Genomic DNA, 23,684 nt, shown 5'->3' on the forward strand with positions numbered 1-23,684 from the left:
ATCGCGAACAACTTCTTCAACGGGAGGATCCGCCATGTCTGCTCCGCTTCTGATGTACTGGTATCCGCGCTGCGGCACCTGCCGCAAGGCCAAGAAATATCTGGAGGATCGGGGCGTCCCCTTTGAGGAGCGCCACATCGTGGATCACCCCCCCAGCCGGGAGGAACTGAAGCGTCTCATTCAGAAGAGCGGCCTGCCGGTGCAAAAGTTCTTCAACACCAGCGGGAAGAAGTACCGGGAGCTGAACCTGAAGGAAAAGTTGAAAACGATGAGCGAGGAGGAGATGCTGGACCTGCTCTCTTCCGACGGCATGCTGATCAAAAGGCCCATCGTCACCGACGGGGAGCGGGTCACCGTCGGTTTCCGGGAGGATCAGTTCGAGGAGGTCTGGGTGCGGGGGAATGCGTGACAGCCCGGCACGGGTTTGGTGCCATTTCCGGTCAAAAGCCGTCAACCCTTGTGGTTGACGGCTTTTCCGCTTTTTGCGGCCCTTCCGGTTTTCCCTCCCCTTTTTGCGCAGACTAGGAGGAAAAAGAAGGGGAGATGATGAAATGGCCGCGATGATGACGGGGACCCGGACGAAAACGGCGGCCCGGCATCTCGTGGAACAGCTGGCCGCCTGGGGCTGCCGGACGGTGTACGGGGTGGCCGGGGATGAGAACCTTTATTTGCTGGACGCCTTGGCAGGGCAGGATGCGATCCAGTATGTCGCCTGCCGGCTGGAGACGACGGCGGCCCTGATGGCCTCGGCGGAGGCGAAGCTGACCGGACGGCTGACCGCCTGCACGGCCGGGGCGGGGCCCGGTGCCGCCCTGCTGACGGCGGGGCTGGGGGATGCGGCGCTGGATCGGGCGCCGGTTCTGGCGATCACCGGACAGGTGGAACGGAAAAAGATCGGGACCGGTGCGAAGCAGGCGGTGGATCAGCAGTTCCTCCTTCAGCCCTTCGCCCGTTACACCGCGACGACCGCCGATCCCGGGGCGCTGCCGATGCAGCTCAACCGGGCGATGCGCACGGCGCTGGAGGAGGGAGGCGTCGCCCATCTGTCCGTTCCCAAGGATGTGTGGACGCAGCAGGTGGATTCCCCGATCTTTCCTCCGCCGCCGAAGCGCAAACCGCCTCGTCCGGCCGGGGAGGAAATGGAAAGGGCGGTCCGGGCGATGGAAGGGGCGAAGCGGCCGATCATCCTGGCGGGACGGGGAACGGAGGAATCCCGGGAGGCGCTTTTGGCGTTGGCGGAGCGGCTTACGGCGCCCATCACGGTGACGATGCCGGCCCGCCCGGTCGTCCCCGCGGATCACCCCCTGTTTCTGGGAGGACTGGGCCAGGCGGGAAGCGGGATTTCCTCCGAGCTGCTCCGGGAGTCGGATCTCTGTTTGGTTCTGGGCGCCACCTGGTGGCCGGAGGATTTTGTTCCGAAGGAGATCCCCGTGGTCCAGGCGGATATTTCCCCCGGACAGATCGGGCTGCACGCGCCGGTGGTCGCGGGCATCGTGGGTGAGATGGACGAGGTGCTGAAGGAATGGCTGGAGCGCCTCCGCCCCCAGGACCGGTCCGAATGGAAAAGACGCATCGAAGGAGCCCGGATTAGGTGGAAGGAGCAGATCGAAAGGGAAGCCCGTCAACGCGCTGTTCCCCTCGCTCCGCAGCAAGTGATCGCCGCTTTGGCAAAAGTGGTGGATGACGATGCCGTGATCGCGCTGGACACGGGGGACCACACCCTGTGGTTCAACCGGATTTTCCAGCCCAAAAATCAGGAGATCCTTCTGTCGGGCCGGTGGCGGACCCTGGGATTTGCGCTGCCGGCGGCGATGGCGGCCAAACGGGTGTACGACGGCCGTCAGGTGGTGGCGCTGGCGGGGGACGGCGGATTTGCCACCACGATGGCCGATCTGATCACCGCCGTCCGGTACGGCTGGCCGATCGCCGTCATCGTGATGAACAACGGATCCTTTGCCATGGAGAAAAACCGGATGGAGGCCGCCGGGCTTGACGCGTCACCCGCCGGGCTGGTCAATCCCGACTTTGCCGCCTTGGCGGAGGCCTTCGGCGGCGAGGGCCATTTTGTCGAAGAGGCGGACCAGCTGGAGGAGGTCCTCCGGCGGGCGCTTTCCTCCCGCCGGCTTTCCATCGTCGAAGTTCGCATCGGTTCGCCCCGGGTGCCCCACACCCGGCTTTAGGAAATTTGATGAAATATATACGAATTATTCCGTTGTAATTGTTACAATTTAGTAGTAAATCCCATATGAAATTGACTCCAAACAGGCTTAATGCTAACCTTAAGATTGGCCCATGGCATCCGTGACTACCGGCCCGGAAAGATGGGCATAGTAAAAAATGGATATGCCTTGGGTGAAAGATGGAATGTTTTTTCAAACCATATCAGTAGGAGGGAAACCATCGTGGCAACCGTGACGGAAGCCCCCAAAACCCTGCGTCTCGTTGGATTGCCTGCTCCCGATTTTGAAATGGAGAGCACCAAAAACCTGGAAACTCTCGATGAAAAAGTGAGGCTGTCCGATTATCGGGGCAAGTGGCTGGTGCTCTTCTTCTACCCGCTGGATTTCACCTTCGTCTGCCCGACGGAGATCACGGCTCTGAGCGATCGGTACGAGGAATTCGAAGACCTCAACGCGGACATCCTGGGGGTCAGCACCGACAGCAAATACTCCCACCGGGCCTGGATCAACACTCCGCGGGAGGAGAACGGACTGGGTCCCATCAAATTCCCGCTGGCTTCGGATATCACCCACAAGGTGAGCCGCGACTACGGCGTCCTGGTGGAAGATCAGGGTATTGCCCTGCGCGGTCTGTTTATCATCGATCCGGAGGGGATCGTCCGCTATCAAGTGGTCCATGACGAAAACATCGGCCGCAGCGTGGATGAGACCCTGCGCGTCCTGCAGGCATTGCAAACGGGAGGTCTCTGCCCCTCCGATTGGAAGCCGGGTCAAAAAACCCTCTAAACGCGAGCCATCGGATCGACGGAGCCCGGGGCCGGGGCACCGCCGTCTGGGCGGTGCCGTCCGGCCTTTTGAAAAAGAAGTGTCCATCATGACGAGAGGAGGTTTTTTCCATGCCGATGCGCCTGCGCACGGAAATGCCGGAGCTGACCGGCGTGACCGAATGGGTCAACGGTGAGGTTTCCAAGGCGGACCTCAAGGGGAAACCGGTGTTGGTCCATTTCTGGTCCATCAGTTGCGGCCTGTGCAAGAAAAGTCTTCCCGATGTGAACGCGTTGCGGGAAAAGTATAAGGAACACGATCTTCAGGTGATCGGTGTGCACATGCCCCGCTCGGAAAAGGATACGGAGATCGGTCCCGTGAAGGAGACGATCGAAAAATACGAACTGAAGCATCCCCAGGCGATTGACAACGAACACAATGTGGTGGATGCCTTCGAAAACGAATTTGTCCCTTCCTTCTATCTGTTTGACCGCGATGGACTGCTTCGCCACCGTTCCGCAGGCGAAAAAGCCCTGAGCCTGTTGCAGAAGCCCCTTGAGAAAGTGTTGGGAATCAAAGAATGATGCGGAGGGATTAGGTCGATGAATCTGCCCAGCGAGCTCAAGTACAGCGAAGAGCACGAATGGCTGAAGGTTGAGGGTGAGGGCCGCGCGCGGATCGGCATCACCGATTTTGCCCAGTCGGAATTGGGGGACATCGTGTTTGTGGAACTCCCGGAAGTGGGCGACGAGGTGACGGCGGGCGAGCCCTTCGGCAGCGTTGAGTCGGTGAAAACCGTCTCCGAGCTGTATGCCCCTGTCAGCGGAAAAGTGGTGGAAGTCAACGAAGCCTTGGCCGACTCTCCGGAAAATGTCAACACCTCTCCGTACGGGGACGGGTGGATGATCGTGGTGGAAATGTCCGATCCCTCGCAGGTGGATCAGCTGCTGACGGCGGAACAATACAAGGAAACTATTTCCGAAGATTAAACTTTCCGACAATGGGGCATATATATGTATAGGAAACCTTTCGGAACAACCGGCCCGCGGTTCGACGGGCCGGCTTCCGCCATCGGCGCCGTCGCACAAAGGGGGTGGACGGATGGACGGAAATACTTACCGGATCAATATCACGCGAAAAGTGGTTGGGAGGTTCAGGGACGGAGACATCGTCCTTTATTACCATAAACAGCCGATCGGGAGGATCGCTCTGTCCGAGGGTGGCGGCATCGAGATGGCCGAGGGCTACGAAATGGACAATCATCACATCTATGTGCTGGGTCGGTACGATGACCACAAGGATCAATACACCCAAAGCTGCGATATGGGATGGTGTTGACATGGTTCGGAGAGCATAGCGCAAGCTATGCTCAAGTTTTTTCAGGGACATGAAAGGGCGGGACATGCAGGGAAAATCCCTTTCGGCGCATGGGAAGCCGAGCTTTTTTTGTTTTCAGGTTTTTTCAAGCGGCCGGTGTGGTATCATGGTATCAAGACGGAAAATTTCCTGGAGACAGATAAGGGAACGGGTGGAAGGAGGAGGGGGAAACATGAGCTTTTGCTGTGGGGCGACGATGATCGGCACGGTGGGAACCCTGCGCCAGGGATCGACATTGGTCCATAACGTCCCCCTGTACTACTGTCCGGTTTGTCACCAGGTGGAAGTGCACCCGACCGTGAAGGACGAATTCGAGCTGCTGGTGGAATATGCCCAGGAGGATAATGCCCGCGAAGTCAATTTGAAGGATTACATCGATGAGGAAATGGTCGCCGAGTGGAAAGAGAATTGCACCAGCTTCCAGGATGACAATCCGGAGGAAGTCCTTCGCGAACAGATCGATATGGCTTTGGACCTCTTGGGCGTGGCCAAGCAGTTGAAGGACGACCAGTGGGTGTCCGACCTGAAACGGCGTCTCCAGGTTTTGAGTTCCAGGCTGACCAAGCTGAAAAAGAAACAGGCCGAAAACAACTGATGGGTTTCGCACAAAAAGGAGCGGCTCCCGTCCGGGAGGTGTCTCCTTTTTCGATTTCGGCATCATGCTGCGGTGATTTTCTGAGTGGAGCCTGGCGCGATCATCGTCGGCCCCCTTCGCGGCGGCATTTCCTCCCTTTTTGTCGGGAAGCGATGGATCATCCAGGCGCTGCTTTGTTTTGCTTTTTTGCATTGGTGTTATTTGAAAAATATTTCACCAAAGGGATTGCGTCGGAGTTTTTGGGGAATCGTCTGTTGGCGTCGGCTCATGTATTCGCCGCCGCGGTGTCTCCCCTGATGGCCCGGGCAGTCCGGCAGAGGGAAATTTTCCGGCAAACCCGTTCCGGTTTCATCCGGGGAGGCGTCTTTTCGATCCTGGATTTGCATCGCCGCCACATCGCATTTTTCGGCCGTCTTCCGCGGATGGAAACTTTTCGACAAAACCCGGAATTCTGGGTCGGTCTGTTTTTCGTCAGGGGGGAAGGCTTCGGATTCTTCCATATGTTTTGGGTTTTGCGTTTTTCATCGCGGCGCCAAGGAAAAATCGTGACAATGAAGGGAAATTTCAGCTTGTGAACGCTGGAGCCGGTGGCGGGGCCGATGTTGTGCGCCGGCGCACCGACCCGCCTGTCCCGATTTTGTTTTCCATGGTTTGCTTTGCGGAGTTTTTAATTGGGTTGTCGATTTTGAAAAAGCCGAGGCATCGTTTTTGCGGACAAGCTTTCATTTTCAGGGGTGGTGAAGAGATTGCGCGTTCTGATCGTCGGAGCCGGCGGAGTCGGCGGTTATTTCGGAGGCAGACTCGTCGAAAAGGGGGCCGATGTCACTTTCCTGGTACGACAGCGGAGGAAGGAGCAGCTGAGGGAAAAGGGCCTGGTGATCCACAGCGTTCACGGGGACTTTTCCTCCCCCGTTCAGGCGATTACCGCCGGGGAGAAGGCGGCTCCCTTCGATCTGATCATCCTGTCGGTGAAGGCTTATCACCTGGAAGACGCGATCCGGGACATCCGCCCTTACGTGGGGGATTCCACGGCGATTTTGCCGCTGCTGAATGGCATGTCCCACATGGAGCGGCTGGAAGAGGCTTTCGGCCGCGAAAAGATCCTGGGGGGGCTCTGTCAGATCGAGACCACCCTGAACGAGCGGGGAGAGGTGGAGCAATACAGTTCCTTCCACAATATCGTTTTCGGGGAATTGGACGGGTCGATTTCGGACCGGGTGAAGCGGATTGAAAAGCTCTTCTCCGGCGCGCGGATGACGGCCCAAGCGAGCAGGGAAATCCGGGTCGAGATGTGGCACAAATACGTGTTTATCGCCGCCTTCAGCGGCATGACCTCCATGATGAGGAGCAGCATCGGCCCCATCATGGAAGCGCCCTGGGGCCGGGAGACGTATCGGCGCCTGGCGGAGGAGATCGCCGCGGTGGCCCGCTTCCACGAGCCTTCGCTGACGCCGGAAATCGGCGAGAAGGCCTTTGCCATCGCGGCGGCGTTGGAGGCGCCGATGAAATCCTCCATGTTGAGGGATGTGGAAAGGGGGGGACCGACGGAGACGGATCACCTCCACGGCTGGCTGATCCAAACGGCCCCGGAAGATTTGGACCTTCCTCTTCTGAAGGCGGTCTACGCCTCCATCAAGGCGTATGAGGCGGGAAGAGAACAAAAGGGATGAAGGGAAAGAGGTGCTCCCGAACCGATCCGGCGGGACTTGTGGCGACATGGAAATTGGTGAAGAAAAACATGTCCCGGGAAGAGGAGGGGTTCGTGAGGACGGGTCAAAACGGGGGGCGAGCTGCGTCCCGGAAATCGGAGAGAGCTTGACCGATTTATAAGGAACTCGGTCCGTGATCCGAATCCTGATGCATTCCCCATCCGGGGCTGTAAGGAGAACAGCGAAGGAGATGTTCTGCAGCAGAACATCTCCTTTTTGTTCCCGTTTGTTGGCGGGCCTCGATGTGCGGACTTCCGTCGGGTCCGCGGATTCATATGGGCCGGCGCCGCCGGGGCGGGCGGCTTCCCGGATGCGGCCGGTTTTTCGCGGGAAATGGCAGTCGCCCATCGCGTAACCGGATGATTACTTCCGCTCCTCTACAGTTTCAGCCCGGAGCCTCCCGGCCAACTGGGGAACGGGAGACAAGGGGGCCTGCATTTTTATCCCGGCGATCGCGGCCCTCTGTTTGTCCGCGCATCCCGCCGTCGAGGCGGTTTCAGGAGCACATCCCGGGTCGAACGCCGTTTTCTAGGACCTGCATGCCCGGTTGCCGCGCGCGGCTTGTACGGCATGTGCTTCTCATCGGTCACGGGCATTTCCAAAGGATCGGACGGTCCCGCCTTCCGCCAACGAAGGTCGCATTTCCATGGACCCGATCCTTTCGCCGTTTCGGATGACGGAAATCCTTTCTCCGGGGAGGATCGGACGGTCGTATTTTGCCCGCTTCCCCTGCCGGTCCGCAAAGCCGCGCGAAACTTCCGGGAGCTGTAAAAACACCGCTCCATGACTTCCGCCTTGTCTGTCCGGAAGCGGCAGCGAAACAGCGGCAAGGGCTTTCTTCCCGGATTTCCTCTCCTTTTGCCTCCGACAAGGAGGACGGCGTCCGGTGCCCGGCCGATGCGACGCCGAAAGGAGAGGGCCTGTGTCCCGAAAAGCCCTTCGCGTTTTCCCCATTCGCGCCGGCGGACCGAACGAGACCTTCCGCGGGAAGGAAGACATTTCCTTCAAGAACTGAACATGATAATCATTATAAAATAGTATTGACTATCATCTGATACTCATGTTAAACTCGGTATTGCAGGGGTTGTCCAAAAGGATCCGCCGGGTGGAAAAGCGCTTTTCCTCAACATCCCTGCGAGGTTGAGAGTCTGTTCCATCGCATACCCACGATTCAGCAGGAGGGGATTTTGTCATGTTCTTAAGAATCAACCGTCTGCAGGTGGAGTTGCCCAAGCCGAAGGAAGCCGACCCCAACGCCGGCGCGGCGGTTCAGGAGCTTCTGGGGGGCCGCTTCGGTGAAATGTCCACCTTGATGAACTACATGTACCAGTCCTTCAATTTCCGCGAGCGCAAAAAACTGAAGCCCTACTACGATTTGATCGCCAACATCGCCACGGAGGAACTGGGGCACATCGAACTGGTTGCCCACACGATCAACCTGTGCGTCACCGGTTCCACCAAGGATGAAGGCGACGCTCGCCTCAAAATCGCGAAGGATCTGCGCAACACGCACCACTTCATCGCAACCGGACAGACGGCCACGGTGGCCAACTCCATGCAGCAGCCCTGGAGCGGAGATTACGTATTCAACAGCGGCAACCTGGTCCTCGACCTGCTGCACAACTTCTTCCTGGAATGCGGTGCCCGTACCCAGAAGATGCGGGTGTACGAAATGACGGACAACCCGGTTGCCCGTCAAATGGTCGGGTACCTCCTGGTGCGCGGTGGAGTGCACGCCCTCGCCTATGCCAAAGCGCTGTACACCCTGACCGGCGTTGACATGACCAAAATGCTTCCCATCCCCAACCTGGACAACAGCAAGTTCCCCGAAGCGCGCAAATTCGAAGAGCAAGGATTCCACCGCAAGCTGTACCGGTTCAGCCCGGAAGATTATAAAGACATCGCCAAGATTTGGAAAGGAAATCATCCGGATGGCGGAGCCCTGGAAGTGGTGGACGGACCGCCGGCCGGCGGTGAAATGCCCGACCTGCAGGCCGTCACCGAGGAATATGCGCCGGGCGTTTCCGCCGAGGACATTGAGGAAATGGCCAAAAAGCTCATGCAGAATCTGTGATCTCCCCCCATCTCCCCGTTACCGCGGCGGGCCTCCGGGCTCGCCGCGTTGATGAATAGAGCTTCAGACAAGGTTTTGCCGAAGCCGGTTACAAAAAAATCGCCCGACACTTTCGGGCGCTGGATCGACTGAAATCCGCGGGCCGAAGGCCCGCTTTTTTTGGTTTTGAACATCCGCCGAAAAAGCCCTTCCGGCGGGGAAGGGCTTTTTCCATCTATTCGGCTTTCGGACCGGCATCGCGAATCCTGCTGGGAATGTCCTTGAACTTGGCGAAGTTTTCCTGGAAACGGCGCGCCAGTTCCCGGGCCTGCCGGTCAAATTGTTCCGGGTCCTTCCAGGTGTTTTTCGGCCAGAGAATTTCCTGCGGGACGCCCGGGCAGGATTCGGGGACCGCCACCCGGAAAACGGGATCGGGCCTCATCGGCACTTTTTCCAGGTCTCCCTTGATGGCGGCCCGGACCATGGCCCGGGTGTATTCGAGCTTCACCCGCTTTCCGACTCCGTAGGGACCGCCGGACCAGCCGGTGTTCACCAGGTAGACCCGGACGTCGTGCTCGGCGATCTTTTCGCCCAGCATTTCCGCGTAGACGAGGGGCGGGCGCGGGAGGAAGGGGGCGCCGAAGCAGGCGGAGAAGGTGGCTTCCGGTTCCACGATCCCCCTTTCGGTTCCCGCCAGTTTGCTGGTGTATCCCGAAAGGAAATGATACATCGCCTGTTCCGGCGTCAGGCGGGAGACCGGGGGCAGGACGCCGGAGGCATCGGCGGTCAGAAAGAGAATCACCTTCGGGTGGCCGGCAATTCCCGGAACGACGGAGGAGGGAATGTAGTCGACGGGGTAGGCCGCCCGGGTGTTTTCCGTGATATCCTTGCGATCGTAGAGAGGGGTGCGCTGATCATCCAGCATCACGTTTTCCAGCACCGAACCGAAGCGGATGGCCTCCCAAATCTGCGGTTCCTTCTCCCGGGACAGGCCGATGCATTTTGCGTAACAGCCCCCTTCGATGTTGAAGATTCCCCGGCCGGACCACCCGTGTTCATCATCCCCGATCAGGCGCCGCTCGGGGTCGGCGGACAGGGTGGTTTTTCCCGTGCCGGACAAGCCGAAGAAGAGGGCGACATCCCCGTCCTCCCCGACGTTGGCGGAACAATGCATCGGGAGAACACCCTGTTCCGGCAACAGGTAGTTCATGACGCTGAAGATCGATTTTTTCATTTCCCCGGCATAGTAGGTGCCGCCGATCAGGATCAGCCCCCGCTCCAGGCTGATGGCGATGAAGGTTTCGGAACGGGTGCCGTCGCGGGCCGGATCCGCTTTGAATCCGGGAGCGACGATCAGCGTCAATTCCGGACGGTGCTCGGCCAATTCCCGCTGTGTGGGGCGGATCAGCAACTGCCGGATGAACAGGTTGTGCCAGGCGAGCTCGTTGATCACCCGGATGGGCAAGCGGTGAGCCGGATCCGCCCCGGCATATCCGTCGAAGATGTAGGGTTGCCGCTTCTCCATGTATTCCGTCACCCGCCGGTATAACCGGTCAAACACCTCCGGATCCATCGGCTGATTGACGGGACCCCAATCGATCTTGTCGCGGACCGAGGGCTCATTGACCAGGAATTTGTCCTTGGGGGAGCGTCCGGTGTATTTTCCCGTGACGGCGCGAAGGGCCCCTTCCCGGGTCAGGATGGCCTCCCCCCGGGCCAATGCCGCCTCCACCAGCGCAGGAACGGGAAGGTTGCGGTTTCTGTCATCGAAGGAAAACGGGTTGCTTCGCGTGGTCGCATATATTGGAGTGCTCATAAGTCCCACCTAGCCTCCAGTCTTCAGAATTCAGCAAAAATATGCTGACATGAACGGGGTTTTTACGCCAAGAAGTATAACATATATATATAGCCGGTGAAAGCGAATTCATCACAATCACTGGGTATTTTGCCCATTGACTTGGGGACAAATTAATGGTATCTTCGTACAGAATGAATATCACATCGGGAGTGTTTGAATGAGCAAGGTAATGGAAGGTGCCATCGTCAGCGGTGAAGTGGTGGCCATCAAACCCTTCGGCGCTTTCGTCAAACTGGAGACGGGAGAGACGGGTTTGATCCATATTTCCCAAATCTCCACCAAGTATGTGGAGAAGGTGGAAGACGAGCTGTCGGTGGGGGACGTGGTCAAGGCGAAGGTTCTTTCTGTCGAACCGCCCGGGAAAATTTCGCTTTCGATCAAAGCGCTGAGCGATGACCGCCCGCAGCGGGGAGACCGCCGTGGCCGCAAGGGGCCCGCGGACTTTGAAGATATGATGAAGAAGTTCATGAAGAGCAGCGAAGAGCGTCTGAGCGCCCTGGCCGCCAAGCAGAAAAGGCGCTGACGAAGCGGCAGAAGAGGGATTGATTGCAACATCTTCCTTCAGGAAGATGTTTTTTGTTCCGGACCAAACGGGTGAATTTCCAGGGGATTTCCTGATTCATTAATCAATTTGTATGATTTTATCCCATTGGTTTGATGAATTTATTACAACTTTTTGCTTTTTCCCCTGTTATGGCATGGACTTTTCCAGTTTATTGGGATATAATGGACTTCGCGCGTGGGACAAGCTCCGGATGTCCCGGCAAACTCGCTCTCTGGAGCAAAACAGTGGTGGAGGGAGACACAGCTGTGAAACAAATTTTGCGTCCTTTTTTTATTTTGTTGATCATGGCGTCGCTTGTGGTTGCGGGATGCGGCAATTCCGCCGAGCAGGGATCCGCGGATGCGGAAAATCCCGAAGAGAAGAAAGAATTGGGACTCAGCGACGTGCTGTCTGAGGCGGAGAAGGCTCTGCAGGAGGAGAAGGGATTCAGCTATGCCGCTTCCGGAACCCAGACCATGTCCATGGATTTGGGCGGCCAGAAACAGGATATCGAACAAACCTTCAACGTGGACATGGATATGACGACCGATCCTCTGGCCATGCAGATGAAGGGTTCCATGCAAATGATGGGACAGGAGATCCCCATGGAAATGTACATGGTTGACAATATGATTTATCAAAAGACGCCGACGGGCGCTTGGACGAAGGGCCAGTTGGAAGGTTTGGACATGTCGCAAATGGGTGGTCAAACCCAGACGCCGAATCAGGTTTTGGAACAGTTGCAGAAGTTTCTTGAGAAGTTCCAGGGTGATCAGCAAAACGAAAATATCAAGATGAGCAAAGAGGACGGGGCTTATGTGATCGAGGTGGCCGTAACGGAGGACGTCGACGCGGAGTATATGAAACAGCTCGAGGATGCGCTCCGTTCGACCATGGTGCCCCAGATCGAGCAGAGCGGCCTTCCCATCAACAAGGATGACGTCGATGTGAAGGTGAACGAGTTTACCCAAAAGGTTTGGATCGATGAAAACAACTTCCAACAGAAAAAAGTGGAACAGTCGATGAAAGCGGCGATCAATCTCGGCGAAATCCAAATGGACGTAGTCCAGGACATGACGATGGATCTGAAGGGGAAATTCGAGGGCACCATCACCGTTCCGGAAGAAGCGAAGTAAGCGGCGGGAAATGAACACGGCCCGGAGACCGCTTGTGCGGTTTCCGGGCCGGTTTTATTATGTCTCCGGTTCTTCCCGGCGCTTTTCCACGGCGAGAAGGGATGGGGCGTGATTTCGGTTGGGCAGCTGCACCCACATGGTCTGGAACCGGCGGGGACTGAGCGCTTTCGCCCACCGGAGCACCGCCTCGCATTCCTCGGTTCCTCCCGGATGGCCGGTGTAGAGGACGATGCTCATCATTCCGCCGGGGGCGAGAAGACGGGAGGCGGCCTCCAGGGCGGGAACGGTGGTTTCGGGACGGGTGATGATCGCATGGTCACCGCCGGGGAGGTACCCCAGATTGAACATCACGGCCCGGATCCGGCCGTGCACCTCGGCAGGCAGGCATTCCGCCATCCGGTGGTGGCTTTCCTTAAACAGGGTGACCCGCCCCTCCAGATTGGCCGCTTCCAGGCGTCGGCGCGCGGCCTGAAGGGCCTCCGCCTGGATGTCGAAGCCGTAGACGCGGCCTGCGGCTCCCACCGTTTCCGCGAGAAAAAGGGTGTCGTGGCCGTTTCCCACGGTGGCGTCCACCGCCGCGTTCCCCGGCTGGAGAGCCTGCCGGATCAACTGTTTGGACAGGGAGAGTATGGAAGGGAGCATCATGGTGAAAATGCCGCTCTCCGCCGATGGCGGAGCATCGCAAGCCTCCTTCCACAGGGTTCATGGTTGTTGCCGGGAGGGTATCCTTCACAGCGCGGCGCGATACCTTGGGGCATATTTTTTGCCCTACCAGGAGTTGCGCCTTTTCAATTCGTCGTCGATCGCATTCAGCACTTCCCATTTCTTCAGGCTCCACCGGGGGCCGATCAACAGGTCGGGAGGACCGTCCCCGGTCACCCGGTGAATCACCATGTCGGGAGGCAGGATTTCCAAAGTGTCCACCACCAGGCGGACATAGGTTTCCTTGTCCAGGAAGCGCAGCAATCCCGCCTCGTACTGTTTCACCATCGGCGTGTTTTTCAGCAGATGGAGCAGGTGGATCTTGATGCCCTGAATATCCATGGCGGCACAGGCCCGGGCCGTTTCCATCATCATTTCCTCGTCCTCGCCGGGGAGGCCGTAGATGATGTGGGCACAGGTGCGGATGCCGTGGCGCCGCAGTTTTTCCACTCCTTCAAGGAAGCAGGCGTAATCATGGCCGCGGTTGATCAGCCGGGAGGTTTCGTCGTGAATCGTCTGCAGGCCCAGCTCCACCCAGAGATAGGTCCGCTCGTGAAGTTCCGCAAGGAGTTCCACTACGTCATCAGGGAGGCAGTCGGGGCGCGTGGCGATGGACAGGCCCACGACTCCCTCCTGTTCCAGGATGGTTTCGTACATGGGACGGAGGGTGGAGACCGGTGCGTAGGTGTTGCTGAAGGCCTGGAAATATCCGATGTACTTCGCCTTCGGCCATTTTTGATGCATCCGGTCGCGCACTTCCCGAAACTGCTTCACCAGATCGTCGCGCCGGTTGCCGGCAAAATCCCCGGACCCCCGGGCGCTGCAAAAGGTGCAGCCGCCGACGGCGACGGTGCCGTCCCGGTTGGGGCAGGTGAAGCCGCCGTCCAAGGGGACCTTAAACACTTTCCCGCCGAAGGTTTGGCGCAAATGGTAATTCCATGTGTGATATCGTTTGTCTCCCCACAGAAGGGGTTTTTCCTGAAATTCTCGCATCATGCAGATTCTTCCCCGCTTCCTGGCGTCCAGACTTTCGCCGGAACAGGCGGTTTCCGCGCCTTTCGGCGATGGGTCGAAACCTGTACCCATTATACATTATCGAGCCGGTCGGTGCAGACCGGCTTATGTATTTCCGCCGTCCAGCGGCCGGATGCAGGCTTCGGTGTCGTTTCGGGGGGAATTGACCAGGGTGGAGACGGGATAGAAGCGGACGGACTCATCCGGATAAGGGACGAGCAGTTGGCGGAGAAAGTCGGGCTCCTTCACCGCGGGGTCCAGCCAAAGGTCTTCCGCAGACCGCGGAAGGATGACGGGCATCCGATGGTGGATGCGGGACAGTTTTTCATTGGCCCGGGTGGTGATGATGGTGAAGGATTCGACGGTCTTCCCCTCCGGAGAGACCCAGCGGTCCCACAAACCCGCGAAAGCGAAAAGTTCTCCGTCGCCGACGATGATCCGATAGGGCTGTTTCTTTCCGGTTTCGGTTTTGGACCACTCGTAGTACCCGTCGGCGGGCACGAGGCAGCGCCGCCGGTGGAGAAGGGGACGGAAGGAAGGTTTTTCCGTCAAGGTTTCGCTCCGGGCGTTGATCATCCGCTGTCCGATGGATGTCTCCTTCGCCCAGCGGGGAATCAGCCCCCAGCGCATTTCGCGGATTTTTCTTTCCTCCCCCTCCTGCCGGATGACCGGAAGGTTCTGGGTGGGAGCGATGTTGAACCGGGGGCGGTGGAGGGAAACATCTTCAGCCGAAGCGAGAAACCGGCGACGCAGGGCATTCAGTTCGACGGTCAGGGTGAAACGGCCGCACACGGGAATCCTCCTCTCAAAGCCGAAATTCCCTATTCTTTATTTCCCGGTATCGGACGCTTTTATTGTTGATGGAAAAATAGGAACAGATCGACATCTTCCTTTTCGGTTTACAAAATAATTGATTCGATATACTGTTATATTATGTTTAATAACCTGTAAGACAAGGAGATTTTTCAAAAATCACAGCTCTGTATTAGTACATTGAATGAACCTGTATCATTGTTGTGCGCCAGAAAGGAGCCGCAAAAGCGCGGGGAGAGGGAATGTCGAATCCCAATATAAGGAATCCTAAGCAATGTACTGTTTGCTTTTTCCATTGGGTTGCCGCAGGAACTTTTGGAGAGGAGTGAAGCCTTGTGGCTGTCGAACTGAAGCAAACCTTCGACATGATACAAATTTTGAACGAAGAAGGCGAGCTCAACCCGGGTCAAGAGGTTCCGGAGTTGTCGGACGAGGAACTGAAGGACTTGTACCGGTGGATGCTGCGGCTCCGCATCTTTGACCAGCGGGCGGTCAAGCTGAACCGGCAGGGCAGGTTGGGATTCTACGCGCCGATGGCCGGGCAGGAAGCCTGCCAGATCGGATCGGTCGCCGCACTTCGGAGGGAGGACTGGCTGTTTCCCAGCTATCGGGACATGGGAGCCTCCATGTATCACGGGCTTCCCCTGCACCAAGTCTTTCTCTATTCCCGGGGGCAGATCGGCGGCGGAAGAATCCCCGAAGGGGTGAACATGTTTCCGCCGCAAATCATCATCGCCGCCCAGGTGCTCCACGCCGCCGGCGCCGGCTGGGGATTCCAGCTTCGCGGGGAAGAGAAAGTAGCGATGGCGATGTTCGGGGACGGCGCCACATCGCAGGGCGATTTCCATGAAGGGCTCAATTTTGCATCCGTGATGAACGCCCGCACCATTTTCTTCTGCCAGAACAACCAGTACGCCATCAGCGTTCCCATCTCCAAGCAGATGAAGAGCAAAACGATCGCCCAAAAGGCGATCGCCTATGAAATTCCCGGCGTCCGGGTGGACGGCAACGACATCCTGGCCGTATACCGGGAAGTGAAAGCGGCGGGAGAGCGGGCGCGCCGGGGTGAGGGGCCGACGTTGATCGAGGCGGTGACGTACCGTTTGGGGACCCACACCATGGCCGGCGACGATCCCTCCCGTTACCGCGAAAAGCGGGAGGAAGAGGAGTGGAAGGAGAAGCGCGATCCCCTGAAGCGTTTCCGCCGGTTCCTGGAAAAGAAGGGCTTGTGGTCCGACCAGGAGGAGGAGCGGACGGAACAGGAAATGCTCGAGGAGATCAACGAGGGGATCAAAAAAGTGGAAGCCATGCCCAAGGGGGCCGTCGTCGACGTGTTTGAAGACGTGTACACCGAGATGACCCCCGATCTGAAGGCGCAGAAGGAAGAGTTCCTGAAGTGGAAGGGGGAAACCAAATAATGGCCGTCATGACGATGATCAAAGCGATCCAGGATGGCATGCGAACGGAGATGGAACGGGATGAATCCGTGCTGGTCTTGGGGGAAGACGTCGGAGTCAACGGCGGCGTGTTCCGGGCGACGGAGGGCCTTTACCAGCAGTTCGGGGAAAAGCGCGTCTTTGACACGCCCCTGGCCGAATCGGGCATCATCGGAACGTCCGTCGCCCTGGCCGCCCTCGGCTTTCGTCCCGTGGCGGAAATTCAGTTTCAGGGTTTTGTTTACGAGACGATGGATCAGATCTGCTCCCAAGCCGCCCGTCTCCGGTTCCGGTCCGGCGGACGGTTCAACGTGCCGCTGGTGATTCGCTCCCCCTTCGGCGGCGGAGTAAAGACGCCGGAGCTGCATTCCGACAGCCTGGAGGCGCTGTTTTTGCACACGCCGGGTTTGAAAGTGGTCATTCCCAGCACCCCCTACGATGCCAAGGGGCTGCTGATCGCGGCCATCCGGGATCCGGATCCGGTGCTTTTCTTTGAACCGATGCGCCTCTACCGCTCGGTCAAGCAGGAGGTGCCGGAAGAGGCGTATACGGTTCCCATCGGCAAGGCCCGCATTGTGAAGGAAGGGTCGGATGTCACGCTGGTCGCCTACGGGGCGATGGTGCCGATGGCGGAGAAGGCGGCCTTGCAGGCGGAAAAGGAACGGGGAATCACGGCGGAAATCATCGATTTGCGCACGATCAACCCGCTGGATATGGACACATTGCTCGCTTCCGTGGAGAAGACCGGACGGGTGGTGATCGTCCATGAGGCGGTGAAGACGGGCGGCGTCGGCGCCGAACTGATTGCGCGCATCAACGAGCGGGCGATCCTTTCCCTGGAGGCGCCGGTGGTCCGGGTGACGGGCTATGACACCCCCTACCCGATTTCGTCCCTGGAGGATGATTGGCTGCCCTCTGTCGGGCGGATCCGCGCGGCCATCGATCAAGTGCTCGATTTCTGATAAAGTCCATCTCCGGAACCGCCGACCGGTCGGATCAAATCGGTGAGGCGGTTCCAACCTGCTTTCTGACGACCCATCAGGAGAAGGAGGGCATCGGTCTTGGCATATGAATTCAAGCTTCCCGATGTGGGAGAGGGCATCCACGAAGGGGAGATCGTGAAACTGCACGTGAAAGAGGGAGACCGGATCCAAGAGGATGACATCTTCGCCGAGGTTCAGACGGACAAGGCCGTGGTGGAGATTCCCGCGCCGGTTTCCGGAACGGTGAAGGAGCTGAGGGTGAAAGAGGGGGAAGTGGTGCTTGTGGGGAGCGTCCTGGCCGTGTTTGAAGCGGACGGGGAGGCTCCGGAAAGCGCCGGGGAAAAGGTGACGGAAGAGCCCTACGCCAATGCCCACGAGCAGGCAAAACCGATGGACAGCCTTCTGGAGACGGAGGCGAAAGCGGAGGATGCGGCAGGGAAAAAGGCTGTCCAGGTCGAAGCCGATAGAGGGGGCCGTGGAAAGGTCCTGGCCATGCCCTCGGTGCGCAAGCTGGCCCGGGAGCTGGGAGTGGACATCGCCCAGGTGAAGGGAACGGGCCCCCGCGGGCGGGTGACCGCGGAGGATGTGCGCCGGCATGCAGGTGAAGAACCCGCCCGGGCGAAGGAAGATCGGAAGGTGGTTCCGGCGGCCGAACCAATTGCCGAGGAAGAGGAGCGGATTCCCCTTCGCGGACTGCGCCGGACCATCGCCAAGCGGATGGTCGAGAGCAAATATACCGCTCCCCATGTGACGATCATGGACGAAGTGGATGCCGCCGAGCTGGTTTCCATCCGGGAACGGGGGAAAAAATACGCGGAGGAGCGGGGCATCAAGCTCACCTATCTGCCTTTCATCATCAAGGCGGTCATCGCCGCCCTGCGCGAGTTCCCCACGCTGAACGCTTCCATCGATGATGAAGCGGAAGAGATCGTCATCAAGCGGCACATTCACATGGGGATCGCCACGGCCACGGAGGACGGCCTGATCGTTCCGGTCGTCAAACACGCCGACCGAAAAACCATCTTCGAACTGGCCGAAGAGATCGCCGATCTCGCCGAACGGGCCCGCAGCCGCAAGCTGGATGTGAAGGAACTGAAGGGAAGCACCTTCACCATCACCAATATCGGTCCGTTTGGCGGACAGTTTTTCACGCCGATCATCAACTATCCCGAAGTGGCGATTCTCGGCGTCGGGACCATCGCCGAACGGCCGGTGGCCCGGGACGGGCAAGTGGTGATCCGGCCGATCTTGTCGGTCTCCCTCAGCATCGATCACCGTCTGATTGACGGCGACGTGGCTGCCCGTTTCTTGGGTCGGGTGAAGCAGCTGCTGGAGAACCCAAACCTATTGATGATGGAGATGAGGTAAGATGGTCGTAGGAGATTTCGCAAACGAAGTGGACGTGTTGGTTGTCGGCGGCGGTCCGGGCGGATATGTGGCTGCCATTCGGGCAGCCCAGCTGGGCCGAAAAGTGACGCTGGTGGACAAGGGTGAACTGGGGGGCGTCTGCCTCAACCGCGGGTGCATCCCCTCCAAGGCGCTGATCAGCGCGGCGGACTGGGTTCAGCAACTGAAGGATGCGGCCCGCATGGGCATTCGTGTAAACGGGGACATCACCGTCGATCTGCCCGAACTGATGAAGTGGAAGGACGGCGTGGTGAAAAAGCTGACCGGCGGCGTGGCCACCCTGCTGAAGGGGAACAAGGTGGACGTGATCAAAGGGGAAGCCTACTTCTCCGGTCCGGACACGGTCCGCATCGCCACGGAAAAGGACAGCCAAACCTATCAGTTCAAGGACTGCATCATCGCCACCGGTTCCCGTCCCGCCGAGCTTCCCAGCCTGCCCTTTGACGGAAAGCGGATCCTCTCCTCGACGGAAATCCTCTCCCTTCAGGAGATTCCCAAGCGGCTTCTGGTGGTGGGCGGCGGCTACATCGGCCTCGAGCTGGGGACCGCATACCGGAAGCTGGGAAGTGAGGTCACCATCCTCGAAGGCACCGACAGCCTGCTTCCCGGTGTGGATCCCTCCCTGGTGCGCATGGTGACGCGCAGATTGAAAAAGCTGGGCGTCACCGTCGTGACCGGCGCCATGGTGCAGGGAGGCGAAAGCTCCGACGATGAAGTAAAGGTGACCGCCCAGGTCAAGGGCGAAGAAAAAACCTTTGCCGCCGACGTGGTTCTCGTGGCGGTGGGCCGGAAGCCGAACACGGACGAGCTGGGACTGGAACAGGTGGGAATCCAGAAGGACGAGCGCGGCTTCATCAAGGTGGATAAGCAGCTGCGCACCTCCGTTCCGCACATCTATGCCATCGGCGACGTGGCGGGGGGTGCCCTCCTCGCCCACAAGGCCAGTTATGAGGGCAAGGTGGCGGCGGAAGTGATCGCCGGAAAGCCCAGCGAAGTGGATGTCCGGGCGATGCCTTTTGTCATCTTCAGCGATCCGGAAATCGCCTACACCGGTCTGACCGAAAAGGAAGCGAAGGAAAAAGGCTACGACCCCGTTGTCAGCCGCTTTTCCTTCCAGGCCAACGGCCGCGCCCTGACGATGGATGCGGCGGACGGTTTTGCCCAGGTGGTGGCGGACAAGGAGAGCAAACAGATTCTGGGGGTGCAGATCGTCGGGCCGGAAGCTTCCACCCTGATTTCCGAAGCGGTGTTGGCGATCGAAATGGGCGCCAATGCCGAGGATTTGAGCCTGAGCGTTCACGCCCATCCCACCCTGCCGGAATCGTTGATGGAAGCGGCGGAAGGCGTGCTGGGGCACGCGATCCACATGGTGAAACGGTGACGCGGTTTTCCGAGGCCCCCGGAGCGGGAAAGGCGGGTGCGCCCTTTCCCGGCTTCCGGCGGGGGTTTCCGGCAAAAATCCCGGAAAAGGCTCCGGGATTTTTGCCCTTTAAAGGGGAGGAAATTCACCGAATTTTGTCGAAGAAAGTACCCGTCCTGGAGGGGATTGGAGGAATATCGCAGATCACGGGAGGAACGGGATGGAAACGTCCATTCAGATCGAAGTGCGCTCCACGGAAATCGATGTGCTTGGTCATGTCAACAACGCGAAATATCTTGAATATCTGGAATGGGGGCGGGAAGACTGGTATAACCGGATCGGACTGCCCTTTGAGGCGTTCTCCGAAATGGGGGTGGGCACGGTGACGGTCAACATCAACATCAACTACCGAAAGGAAGCCCGCCTCGGCGAAAAGCTGACCATCCGGACGCGTCCCCTGCGCAAGGGAAAGAGCAGCTTTGTCTTGGAACAGATCATCGACAACGAGCGGGGGGAGCGGGTGGCGGACGCCCAGGTGACCAGCGTCACCATCGATTTGAAAGAGCGGAAAAGCGTACCCCTCCCTCCGGAGCTGGGCAAGTGGTTTGAGTGACCTTCGGCGTCTCCGATGACCGGAGAAACCGGAAGACATGGGGAAAAAGGGGCCGGAAAACCCATTCCGGCCCCTTTGCTCCGCCGCGGTTCACCGCTTCTCTTTTCGCAGCCCGCCCAGCTCGGCGAGGATCCCTTCCAGCTCCATGGGGGTCAGCGTCTTCTTTTTTTGGATCATGCGGTAGAGGGCCAGAAGCTCATCGTATTTATCCAGTTCAAAATCCTCCGGATCGATGATGGCGGTGTTGACGAGTTTGAGACGGGACTTGATCTCGTCCACGATGTGCGCCACGTTTTCTCTGCTGGGGGTTTCCAAATTCACAAAGACAACTCCTTCCTGTTCCGGGGTTCCTACTTATTGTATCGAAAACGGGCCGAAATCCAAAGGATTGTCGGTCGCCGGGAGGCGAATTCGATGGAAAGCCCGAGGAATGAGTATCCGGATCAATATGTCCGTTTTTTGGTGTATTTCAACATCGACAGGGATTACTACGAATGCCATGAAGTGATGGAAGAGCTGTGGCTGGAAGAGGGGCGGGACCCCTTTTACCAGGGGTTGTTGCAGGTGGCGGTGGGACTGTTTCATTTTCGGAGGGAAAACATCAGCGGAGCCCGGAAGCTGTTTGCATCGGCCCTGTCCAAGCTGAGGCCGTATCCGGAGCGCTACATGGGGATCGATCTCGGCCGCCTCCGCAAGGACGTGGAAGCGCATCTGAAACGGCTGGAAAGTTACGAGCGAACCCCCTTTCCCTATTACGATCTGAACATTTCGATCATCGACCGGGATCTGAGAAACCGGATTCATAAAGGGGGCGCTTGAAGGTGGCCAAAAAATATTTCACCCTGGAGGAGGCAAACAGGCTGATCCCTTTTCTCCAGGGTGAAGTGAAGCGGCTTCAAGCCCTGAAACGGGAGTTTGAGGCCCGATTTTCCGAGCTGCGGCGGATGAAAATGCTGCACGGGGCAGGCCATGTAACGGCGGGACAGGAAGATCCCTTTTTCGAGCCGGAAGCCTGGTTGGAGTTTCTTCAAATTGAGGCCCGCGGAATCATCCGCCGCATCCACGAGACTGAGGCCCAATTGAAGGACATCGACATGGGGTTGGTCGATTTTCCGGCGAAACTGAACGGCTGGGAGGTATTGCTTTGCTGGCGCCTGGGGGAGGATCGGATTCGCCACTGGCACCACGTGTGGGAGGGATATTATGGCCGGAAACCCCTCGGCGGCGAGCAGCCGGATGAGTAGGAAAAAGCCTTCCGCCCTTGGCGGAAGGCTTTGCTTTATCGGTAATTGTTTTTGACCGTTTCCATTTTCCAGGCGTACACCTTGTAGTACCGGAGCCAATCGGTGATGTTTTTGTCTTTGTTGTCGCTGGAATGATAGGTGGCGTAGATTTGGCCGTTTTGGATCTTCGTGATTACGACGCTGTGGTTGATGCTCCCGTCCCCTTCAAAATCGACGCTGATGATGTCTCCGACCTGCAGGTTCGAAGGTCGCGTGCCGTTTTGCGCCTTGCGGACTTCTTTCATGTGCAGGTAGAAGCTGTGGGCCAGGCTCCAGGTCAAGGCAGGCCGATCGTCATTGTAGAACCAGTAGTCGTACCAATCGTACCGGCCGACCCGTTCCTTGATTCCCCCGTTTTTGATCACCTGGGAGACAAAGTTGGTGCAGTCGTACCAGCAGTCATAGCAACCGCCGCGTTCCCGGCTGTAGAATCCGTATTCCTCGTTGTTGCGCTTGTTCCACCACTTATAGGCATATTCGACGGCTTTGGCCCGGTCGTAGCCGTTGGCTTCCTTCTTCAGCGGCGGCTGGTTCGGTTCGGGCTGTTCGGAGTCTTCGCCCTGTCCGTCTTCATTGCCGCCTTGGCCGTCGTCGCTGCCGTTTTGACCCTCATCGCTCCCGCTTTGTTCGTCCTCACTGCCGGTCTGTCCGTCTTCATTGCCCTCTTGTCCGTTTCCGTCCTGATTCCCGTCGCCGTCATCCTGCTGCCCTTCGTCCCGGGGTTCATCCCTGCCGGTGTCCTTTTGCTTGTCTTCCCCCGGTTGGGTCCCCTTTTCCCCTTGGGGATTCTCCTTGACGCCGTCTTTCGGTTGGTCGCCCTTTTGCTTATCGGCCGGTTCTTCCTTGCCGGGGGTCTTTACCGGTTCCTTGGACGGCGTGGACGGTTTCTTTTCAGCCTCTTTTTTGGGTTCGGGCTTCAATGCGGGGCCGGGATTTTTGATCGGGAGCAGGCTGATCAGTTCCGCCCGTTCCTTTTCCGTCAGCCCCTCTTTTTTGGCTTTCTTTTCAAGTTCTTTGATGCGTTTGTTCAGTTCCTTGTTATGGTATTTGTCCACTTTTTTTACAAAATCCGCAAGATCCTTTTGTTCCTTGGGCGTTTTGCCTTCCAGCTCCAAGCCCGCTTCCATGGCCAGTTCCCGGTAGCGCGGATTGTCCAGATCCGGCTTCACATTTTGCTGCTTGGCCTTCTGATTGACGATTTTTGTGGCGGTGGGATGGCTGCGTTGGATCTCTTCCTTGGACAGGGAGATTTCGTCGTAGTAGTGAATTTGGTTGACCAGCTCCTCATCGGTCGCTTTGGCCAACTCTTCCAACGCCGGTTCCGCTTTCACTTCCGCCCCGGCCTTTTCCGCGTCGGCGGAAGGAGGTGTGGAAGGTTCTTCAACCGAATTGAATCCCGCATACGCCAGTGAGGCGGAAAGGAGGAGGACCGCCGCGGCGCTGATCCATGCGATGCGTTTCCGCCTGGTCGAACGCTTGATCCGAGATGACCGCTTTTCCAAGATGTACTTCCCCTCCACGATGGATTGGAAAATGATGTGCGTCCCCATCGTAGAAGATTCTATTAGAATTGTCAATATACGATTTCTAATAAATATCGGTTGATCCCGTAAAATGCATAATTTGAAGCAACGGAAGAAGAAACGAGAGATGAAGTTTCATATAAAAAAGACCCCGCCGGGGGGTGAAGATTTGGCGGGGATTTTCTGCGGACATCGCGTTCCGTTTGTGGTCCGCGCCGCCCACGGCCCGGCCGTTGCCGGCCGGCGGAGCGGAGCCGCATGGCCGAAACAAGGATTTTTTGGGCGAGGGTTTCGGGGGGATTTTCCTGCGCCTTGGCAGGTTGTGCGTCCCTT

24 protein-coding genes are annotated in these 23,684 nt (G+C 58.2%); 18 read left to right on the forward strand and 6 right to left on the reverse strand.

The window, feature by feature from the left end:
- The first annotated feature begins 34 nt into the window (after positions 1 to 34).
- The 9 genes from BM063_RS02600 (at position 35) to BM063_RS02650 (ending at position 8,700) form a co-directional block, all read left to right on the forward strand.
- Positions 35 to 409: an arsenate reductase family protein gene (locus BM063_RS02600; protein WP_177198938.1), complete on the forward strand. Its 375-nt coding sequence runs from the start codon at positions 35 to 37 to the stop codon at positions 407 to 409.
- A 142-nt stretch (positions 410 to 551) separates the two neighbouring features.
- Positions 552 to 2,180 (forward strand): thiamine pyrophosphate-binding protein, encoded by a 1,629-nt coding sequence (locus tag BM063_RS02605; protein WP_092035763.1) that lies wholly within the window; start codon positions 552 to 554, stop codon positions 2,178 to 2,180.
- A 222-nt stretch (positions 2,181 to 2,402) separates the two neighbouring features.
- On the forward strand, positions 2,403 to 2,966 hold the full coding sequence (locus BM063_RS02610) for a peroxiredoxin (RefSeq protein ID WP_425439107.1): 564 nt from the start codon (positions 2,403 to 2,405) through the stop codon (positions 2,964 to 2,966).
- A 116-nt stretch (positions 2,967 to 3,082) separates the two neighbouring features.
- Positions 3,083 to 3,529: a redoxin domain-containing protein gene (locus BM063_RS02615; protein WP_092035824.1), complete on the forward strand. Its 447-nt coding sequence runs from the start codon at positions 3,083 to 3,085 to the stop codon at positions 3,527 to 3,529.
- 18 nt (positions 3,530 to 3,547) lie between these two features.
- On the forward strand, positions 3,548 to 3,934 hold the full coding sequence (gcvH, locus tag BM063_RS02620; RefSeq protein WP_092035765.1) for a glycine cleavage system protein GcvH: 387 nt from the start codon (positions 3,548 to 3,550) through the stop codon (positions 3,932 to 3,934).
- A gap of 112 nt (positions 3,935 to 4,046) precedes the next feature.
- Complete coding sequence (locus tag BM063_RS02625) at positions 4,047 to 4,283, forward strand: DUF2553 family protein (RefSeq protein WP_092035766.1); 237 nt, start codon at positions 4,047 to 4,049, stop codon at positions 4,281 to 4,283.
- Positions 4,284 to 4,494: 211 nt separating this feature from the next.
- Complete coding sequence (locus BM063_RS02630) at positions 4,495 to 4,917, forward strand: hypothetical protein (RefSeq protein ID WP_092035825.1); 423 nt, start codon at positions 4,495 to 4,497, stop codon at positions 4,915 to 4,917.
- Positions 4,918 to 5,663: 746 nt separating this feature from the next.
- On the forward strand, positions 5,664 to 6,587 hold the full coding sequence (locus tag BM063_RS02640) for a ketopantoate reductase family protein (protein WP_092035768.1): 924 nt from the start codon (positions 5,664 to 5,666) through the stop codon (positions 6,585 to 6,587).
- 1,231 nt (positions 6,588 to 7,818) lie between these two features.
- Positions 7,819 to 8,700 (forward strand): manganese catalase family protein, encoded by an 882-nt coding sequence (locus BM063_RS02650; RefSeq protein ID WP_092035770.1) that lies wholly within the window; start codon positions 7,819 to 7,821, stop codon positions 8,698 to 8,700.
- Between the two features lie 214 nt (positions 8,701 to 8,914).
- On the opposite strand, the gene pckA is transcribed toward BM063_RS02650, so the two are convergent.
- Complete coding sequence (pckA, locus tag BM063_RS02655) at positions 8,915 to 10,495, reverse strand: phosphoenolpyruvate carboxykinase (ATP) (RefSeq protein ID WP_092035771.1); 1,581 nt, start codon at positions 10,493 to 10,495, stop codon at positions 8,915 to 8,917.
- Positions 10,496 to 10,694: 199 nt separating this feature from the next.
- Here pckA and BM063_RS02660 point away from each other — a divergent pair, with 199 nt between their 5' ends.
- Positions 10,695 to 11,060, forward strand: coding sequence for a S1 RNA-binding domain-containing protein (locus tag BM063_RS02660; RefSeq protein WP_092035772.1), 366 nt, complete (start codon positions 10,695 to 10,697; stop codon positions 11,058 to 11,060).
- Positions 11,061 to 11,347: 287 nt separating this feature from the next.
- Positions 11,348 to 12,217, forward strand: coding sequence for a DUF6612 family protein (locus BM063_RS02665; protein WP_092035773.1), 870 nt, complete (start codon positions 11,348 to 11,350; stop codon positions 12,215 to 12,217).
- Between the two features lie 57 nt (positions 12,218 to 12,274).
- Here BM063_RS02665 and mnmM read toward each other — a convergent pair whose 3' ends face one another.
- From mnmM to BM063_RS02680, 3 genes are all read right to left on the reverse strand, one after another.
- Complete coding sequence (gene mnmM / locus BM063_RS02670) at positions 12,275 to 12,862, reverse strand: tRNA 5-(aminomethyl)-2-thiouridylate-methyltransferase MnmM (RefSeq protein WP_092035774.1); 588 nt, start codon at positions 12,860 to 12,862, stop codon at positions 12,275 to 12,277.
- A 123-nt stretch (positions 12,863 to 12,985) separates the two neighbouring features.
- Complete coding sequence (mnmL, locus tag BM063_RS02675) at positions 12,986 to 13,915, reverse strand: tRNA modification radical SAM protein MnmL/YtqA (RefSeq protein ID WP_245751987.1); 930 nt, start codon at positions 13,913 to 13,915, stop codon at positions 12,986 to 12,988.
- A gap of 123 nt (positions 13,916 to 14,038) precedes the next feature.
- Complete coding sequence (locus BM063_RS02680; protein ID WP_092035775.1) at positions 14,039 to 14,725, reverse strand: SOS response-associated peptidase; 687 nt, start codon at positions 14,723 to 14,725, stop codon at positions 14,039 to 14,041.
- A gap of 386 nt (positions 14,726 to 15,111) precedes the next feature.
- On the opposite strand from BM063_RS02680, the gene pdhA reads away from it, so the two are divergent.
- From pdhA to BM063_RS02705, 5 genes are all read left to right on the forward strand, one after another.
- Entirely contained in the window at positions 15,112 to 16,164 is a 1,053-nt protein-coding gene (gene pdhA, locus BM063_RS02685; protein WP_092035827.1) for a pyruvate dehydrogenase (acetyl-transferring) E1 component subunit alpha, read from the forward strand.
- Entirely contained in the window at positions 16,164 to 17,144 is a 981-nt protein-coding gene (locus BM063_RS02690; RefSeq protein WP_092035776.1) for an alpha-ketoacid dehydrogenase subunit beta, read from the forward strand. Before pdhA ends, BM063_RS02690 begins: the two co-directional genes overlap by 1 nt.
- A gap of 99 nt (positions 17,145 to 17,243) precedes the next feature.
- Entirely contained in the window at positions 17,244 to 18,533 is a 1,290-nt protein-coding gene (locus BM063_RS02695) for a dihydrolipoamide acetyltransferase family protein (RefSeq protein WP_092035777.1), read from the forward strand.
- Position 18,534: 1 nt separating this feature from the next.
- Positions 18,535 to 19,953: a dihydrolipoyl dehydrogenase gene (gene lpdA, locus BM063_RS02700; protein WP_092035778.1), complete on the forward strand. Its 1,419-nt coding sequence runs from the start codon at positions 18,535 to 18,537 to the stop codon at positions 19,951 to 19,953.
- 199 nt (positions 19,954 to 20,152) lie between these two features.
- A complete protein-coding gene (locus tag BM063_RS02705) occupies positions 20,153 to 20,545 on the forward strand; it encodes an acyl-CoA thioesterase (protein ID WP_092035779.1) in 393 nt (130 codons plus the stop codon).
- Between the two features lie 90 nt (positions 20,546 to 20,635).
- Here the strand turns inward: BM063_RS02705 and BM063_RS02710 are convergent, their stop codons facing one another.
- A complete protein-coding gene (locus tag BM063_RS02710) occupies positions 20,636 to 20,866 on the reverse strand; it encodes a DUF1128 domain-containing protein (RefSeq protein ID WP_092035780.1) in 231 nt (76 codons plus the stop codon).
- A gap of 93 nt (positions 20,867 to 20,959) precedes the next feature.
- Here BM063_RS02710 and BM063_RS02715 point away from each other — a divergent pair, with 93 nt between their 5' ends.
- Together BM063_RS02715 and BM063_RS02720 are read left to right on the forward strand one after the other, a co-directional pair.
- Positions 20,960 to 21,364, forward strand: a complete 405-nt coding sequence (locus BM063_RS02715) for a DUF309 domain-containing protein (protein ID WP_092035781.1) — start codon at positions 20,960 to 20,962, stop codon at positions 21,362 to 21,364.
- Between the two features lie 2 nt (positions 21,365 to 21,366).
- Positions 21,367 to 21,789 carry a DUF2203 domain-containing protein gene (locus BM063_RS02720; protein WP_092035828.1) on the forward strand — a complete coding sequence of 141 codons (423 nt, stop codon included), beginning with the start codon at positions 21,367 to 21,369 and terminating at the stop codon, positions 21,787 to 21,789.
- Positions 21,790 to 21,824: 35 nt separating this feature from the next.
- On the opposite strand, the gene BM063_RS02725 is transcribed toward BM063_RS02720, so the two are convergent.
- Positions 21,825 to 23,330 carry an amidase domain-containing protein gene (locus BM063_RS02725; protein ID WP_177198939.1) on the reverse strand — a complete coding sequence of 502 codons (1,506 nt, stop codon included), beginning with the start codon at positions 23,328 to 23,330 and terminating at the stop codon, positions 21,825 to 21,827.
- Positions 23,331 to 23,684: the final 354 nt, after the last annotated feature.

The organism is Planifilum fulgidum (assembly GCF_900113175.1).
GTDB lineage: Bacteria > Bacillota > Bacilli > Thermoactinomycetales > DSM-44946 > Planifilum > Planifilum fulgidum.

Bases quoted from the DNA above. Each gene is read 5' to 3' on its own strand.
- BM063_RS02600 (WP_177198938.1), top strand. From the start codon at position 35: ATGTCTGCTCCGCTTCTGATGTACTGGTATCCGCGCTGCGGCACCTGC.
- BM063_RS02605 (WP_092035763.1), top strand. From the start codon at position 552: ATGGCCGCGATGATGACGGGGACCCGGACGAAAACGGCGGCCCGGCAT.
- BM063_RS02615 (WP_092035824.1), top strand. From the start codon at position 3,083: ATGCGCCTGCGCACGGAAATGCCGGAGCTGACCGGCGTGACCGAATGG.
- gcvH (WP_092035765.1), top strand. From the start codon at position 3,548: ATGAATCTGCCCAGCGAGCTCAAGTACAGCGAAGAGCACGAATGGCTG.
- BM063_RS02625 (WP_092035766.1), top strand. From the start codon at position 4,047: ATGGACGGAAATACTTACCGGATCAATATCACGCGAAAAGTGGTTGGG.
- BM063_RS02630 (WP_092035825.1), top strand. From the start codon at position 4,495: ATGAGCTTTTGCTGTGGGGCGACGATGATCGGCACGGTGGGAACCCTG.
- BM063_RS02650 (WP_092035770.1), top strand. From the start codon at position 7,819: ATGTTCTTAAGAATCAACCGTCTGCAGGTGGAGTTGCCCAAGCCGAAG.
- pckA (WP_092035771.1), bottom strand. From the start codon at position 10,495: ATGAGCACTCCAATATATGCGACCACGCGAAGCAACCCGTTTTCCTTC.
- BM063_RS02660 (WP_092035772.1), top strand. From the start codon at position 10,695: ATGAGCAAGGTAATGGAAGGTGCCATCGTCAGCGGTGAAGTGGTGGCC.
- mnmM (WP_092035774.1), bottom strand. From the start codon at position 12,862: ATGATGCTCCCTTCCATACTCTCCCTGTCCAAACAGTTGATCCGGCAG.
- mnmL (WP_245751987.1), bottom strand. From the start codon at position 13,915: ATGATGCGAGAATTTCAGGAAAAACCCCTTCTGTGGGGAGACAAACGA.
- pdhA (WP_092035827.1), top strand. From the start codon at position 15,112: ATGATACAAATTTTGAACGAAGAAGGCGAGCTCAACCCGGGTCAAGAG.
- BM063_RS02690 (WP_092035776.1), top strand. From the start codon at position 16,164: ATGGCCGTCATGACGATGATCAAAGCGATCCAGGATGGCATGCGAACG.
- lpdA (WP_092035778.1), top strand. From the start codon at position 18,535: ATGGTCGTAGGAGATTTCGCAAACGAAGTGGACGTGTTGGTTGTCGGC.
- BM063_RS02705 (WP_092035779.1), top strand. From the start codon at position 20,153: ATGGAAACGTCCATTCAGATCGAAGTGCGCTCCACGGAAATCGATGTG.
- BM063_RS02715 (WP_092035781.1), top strand. From the start codon at position 20,960: ATGGAAAGCCCGAGGAATGAGTATCCGGATCAATATGTCCGTTTTTTG.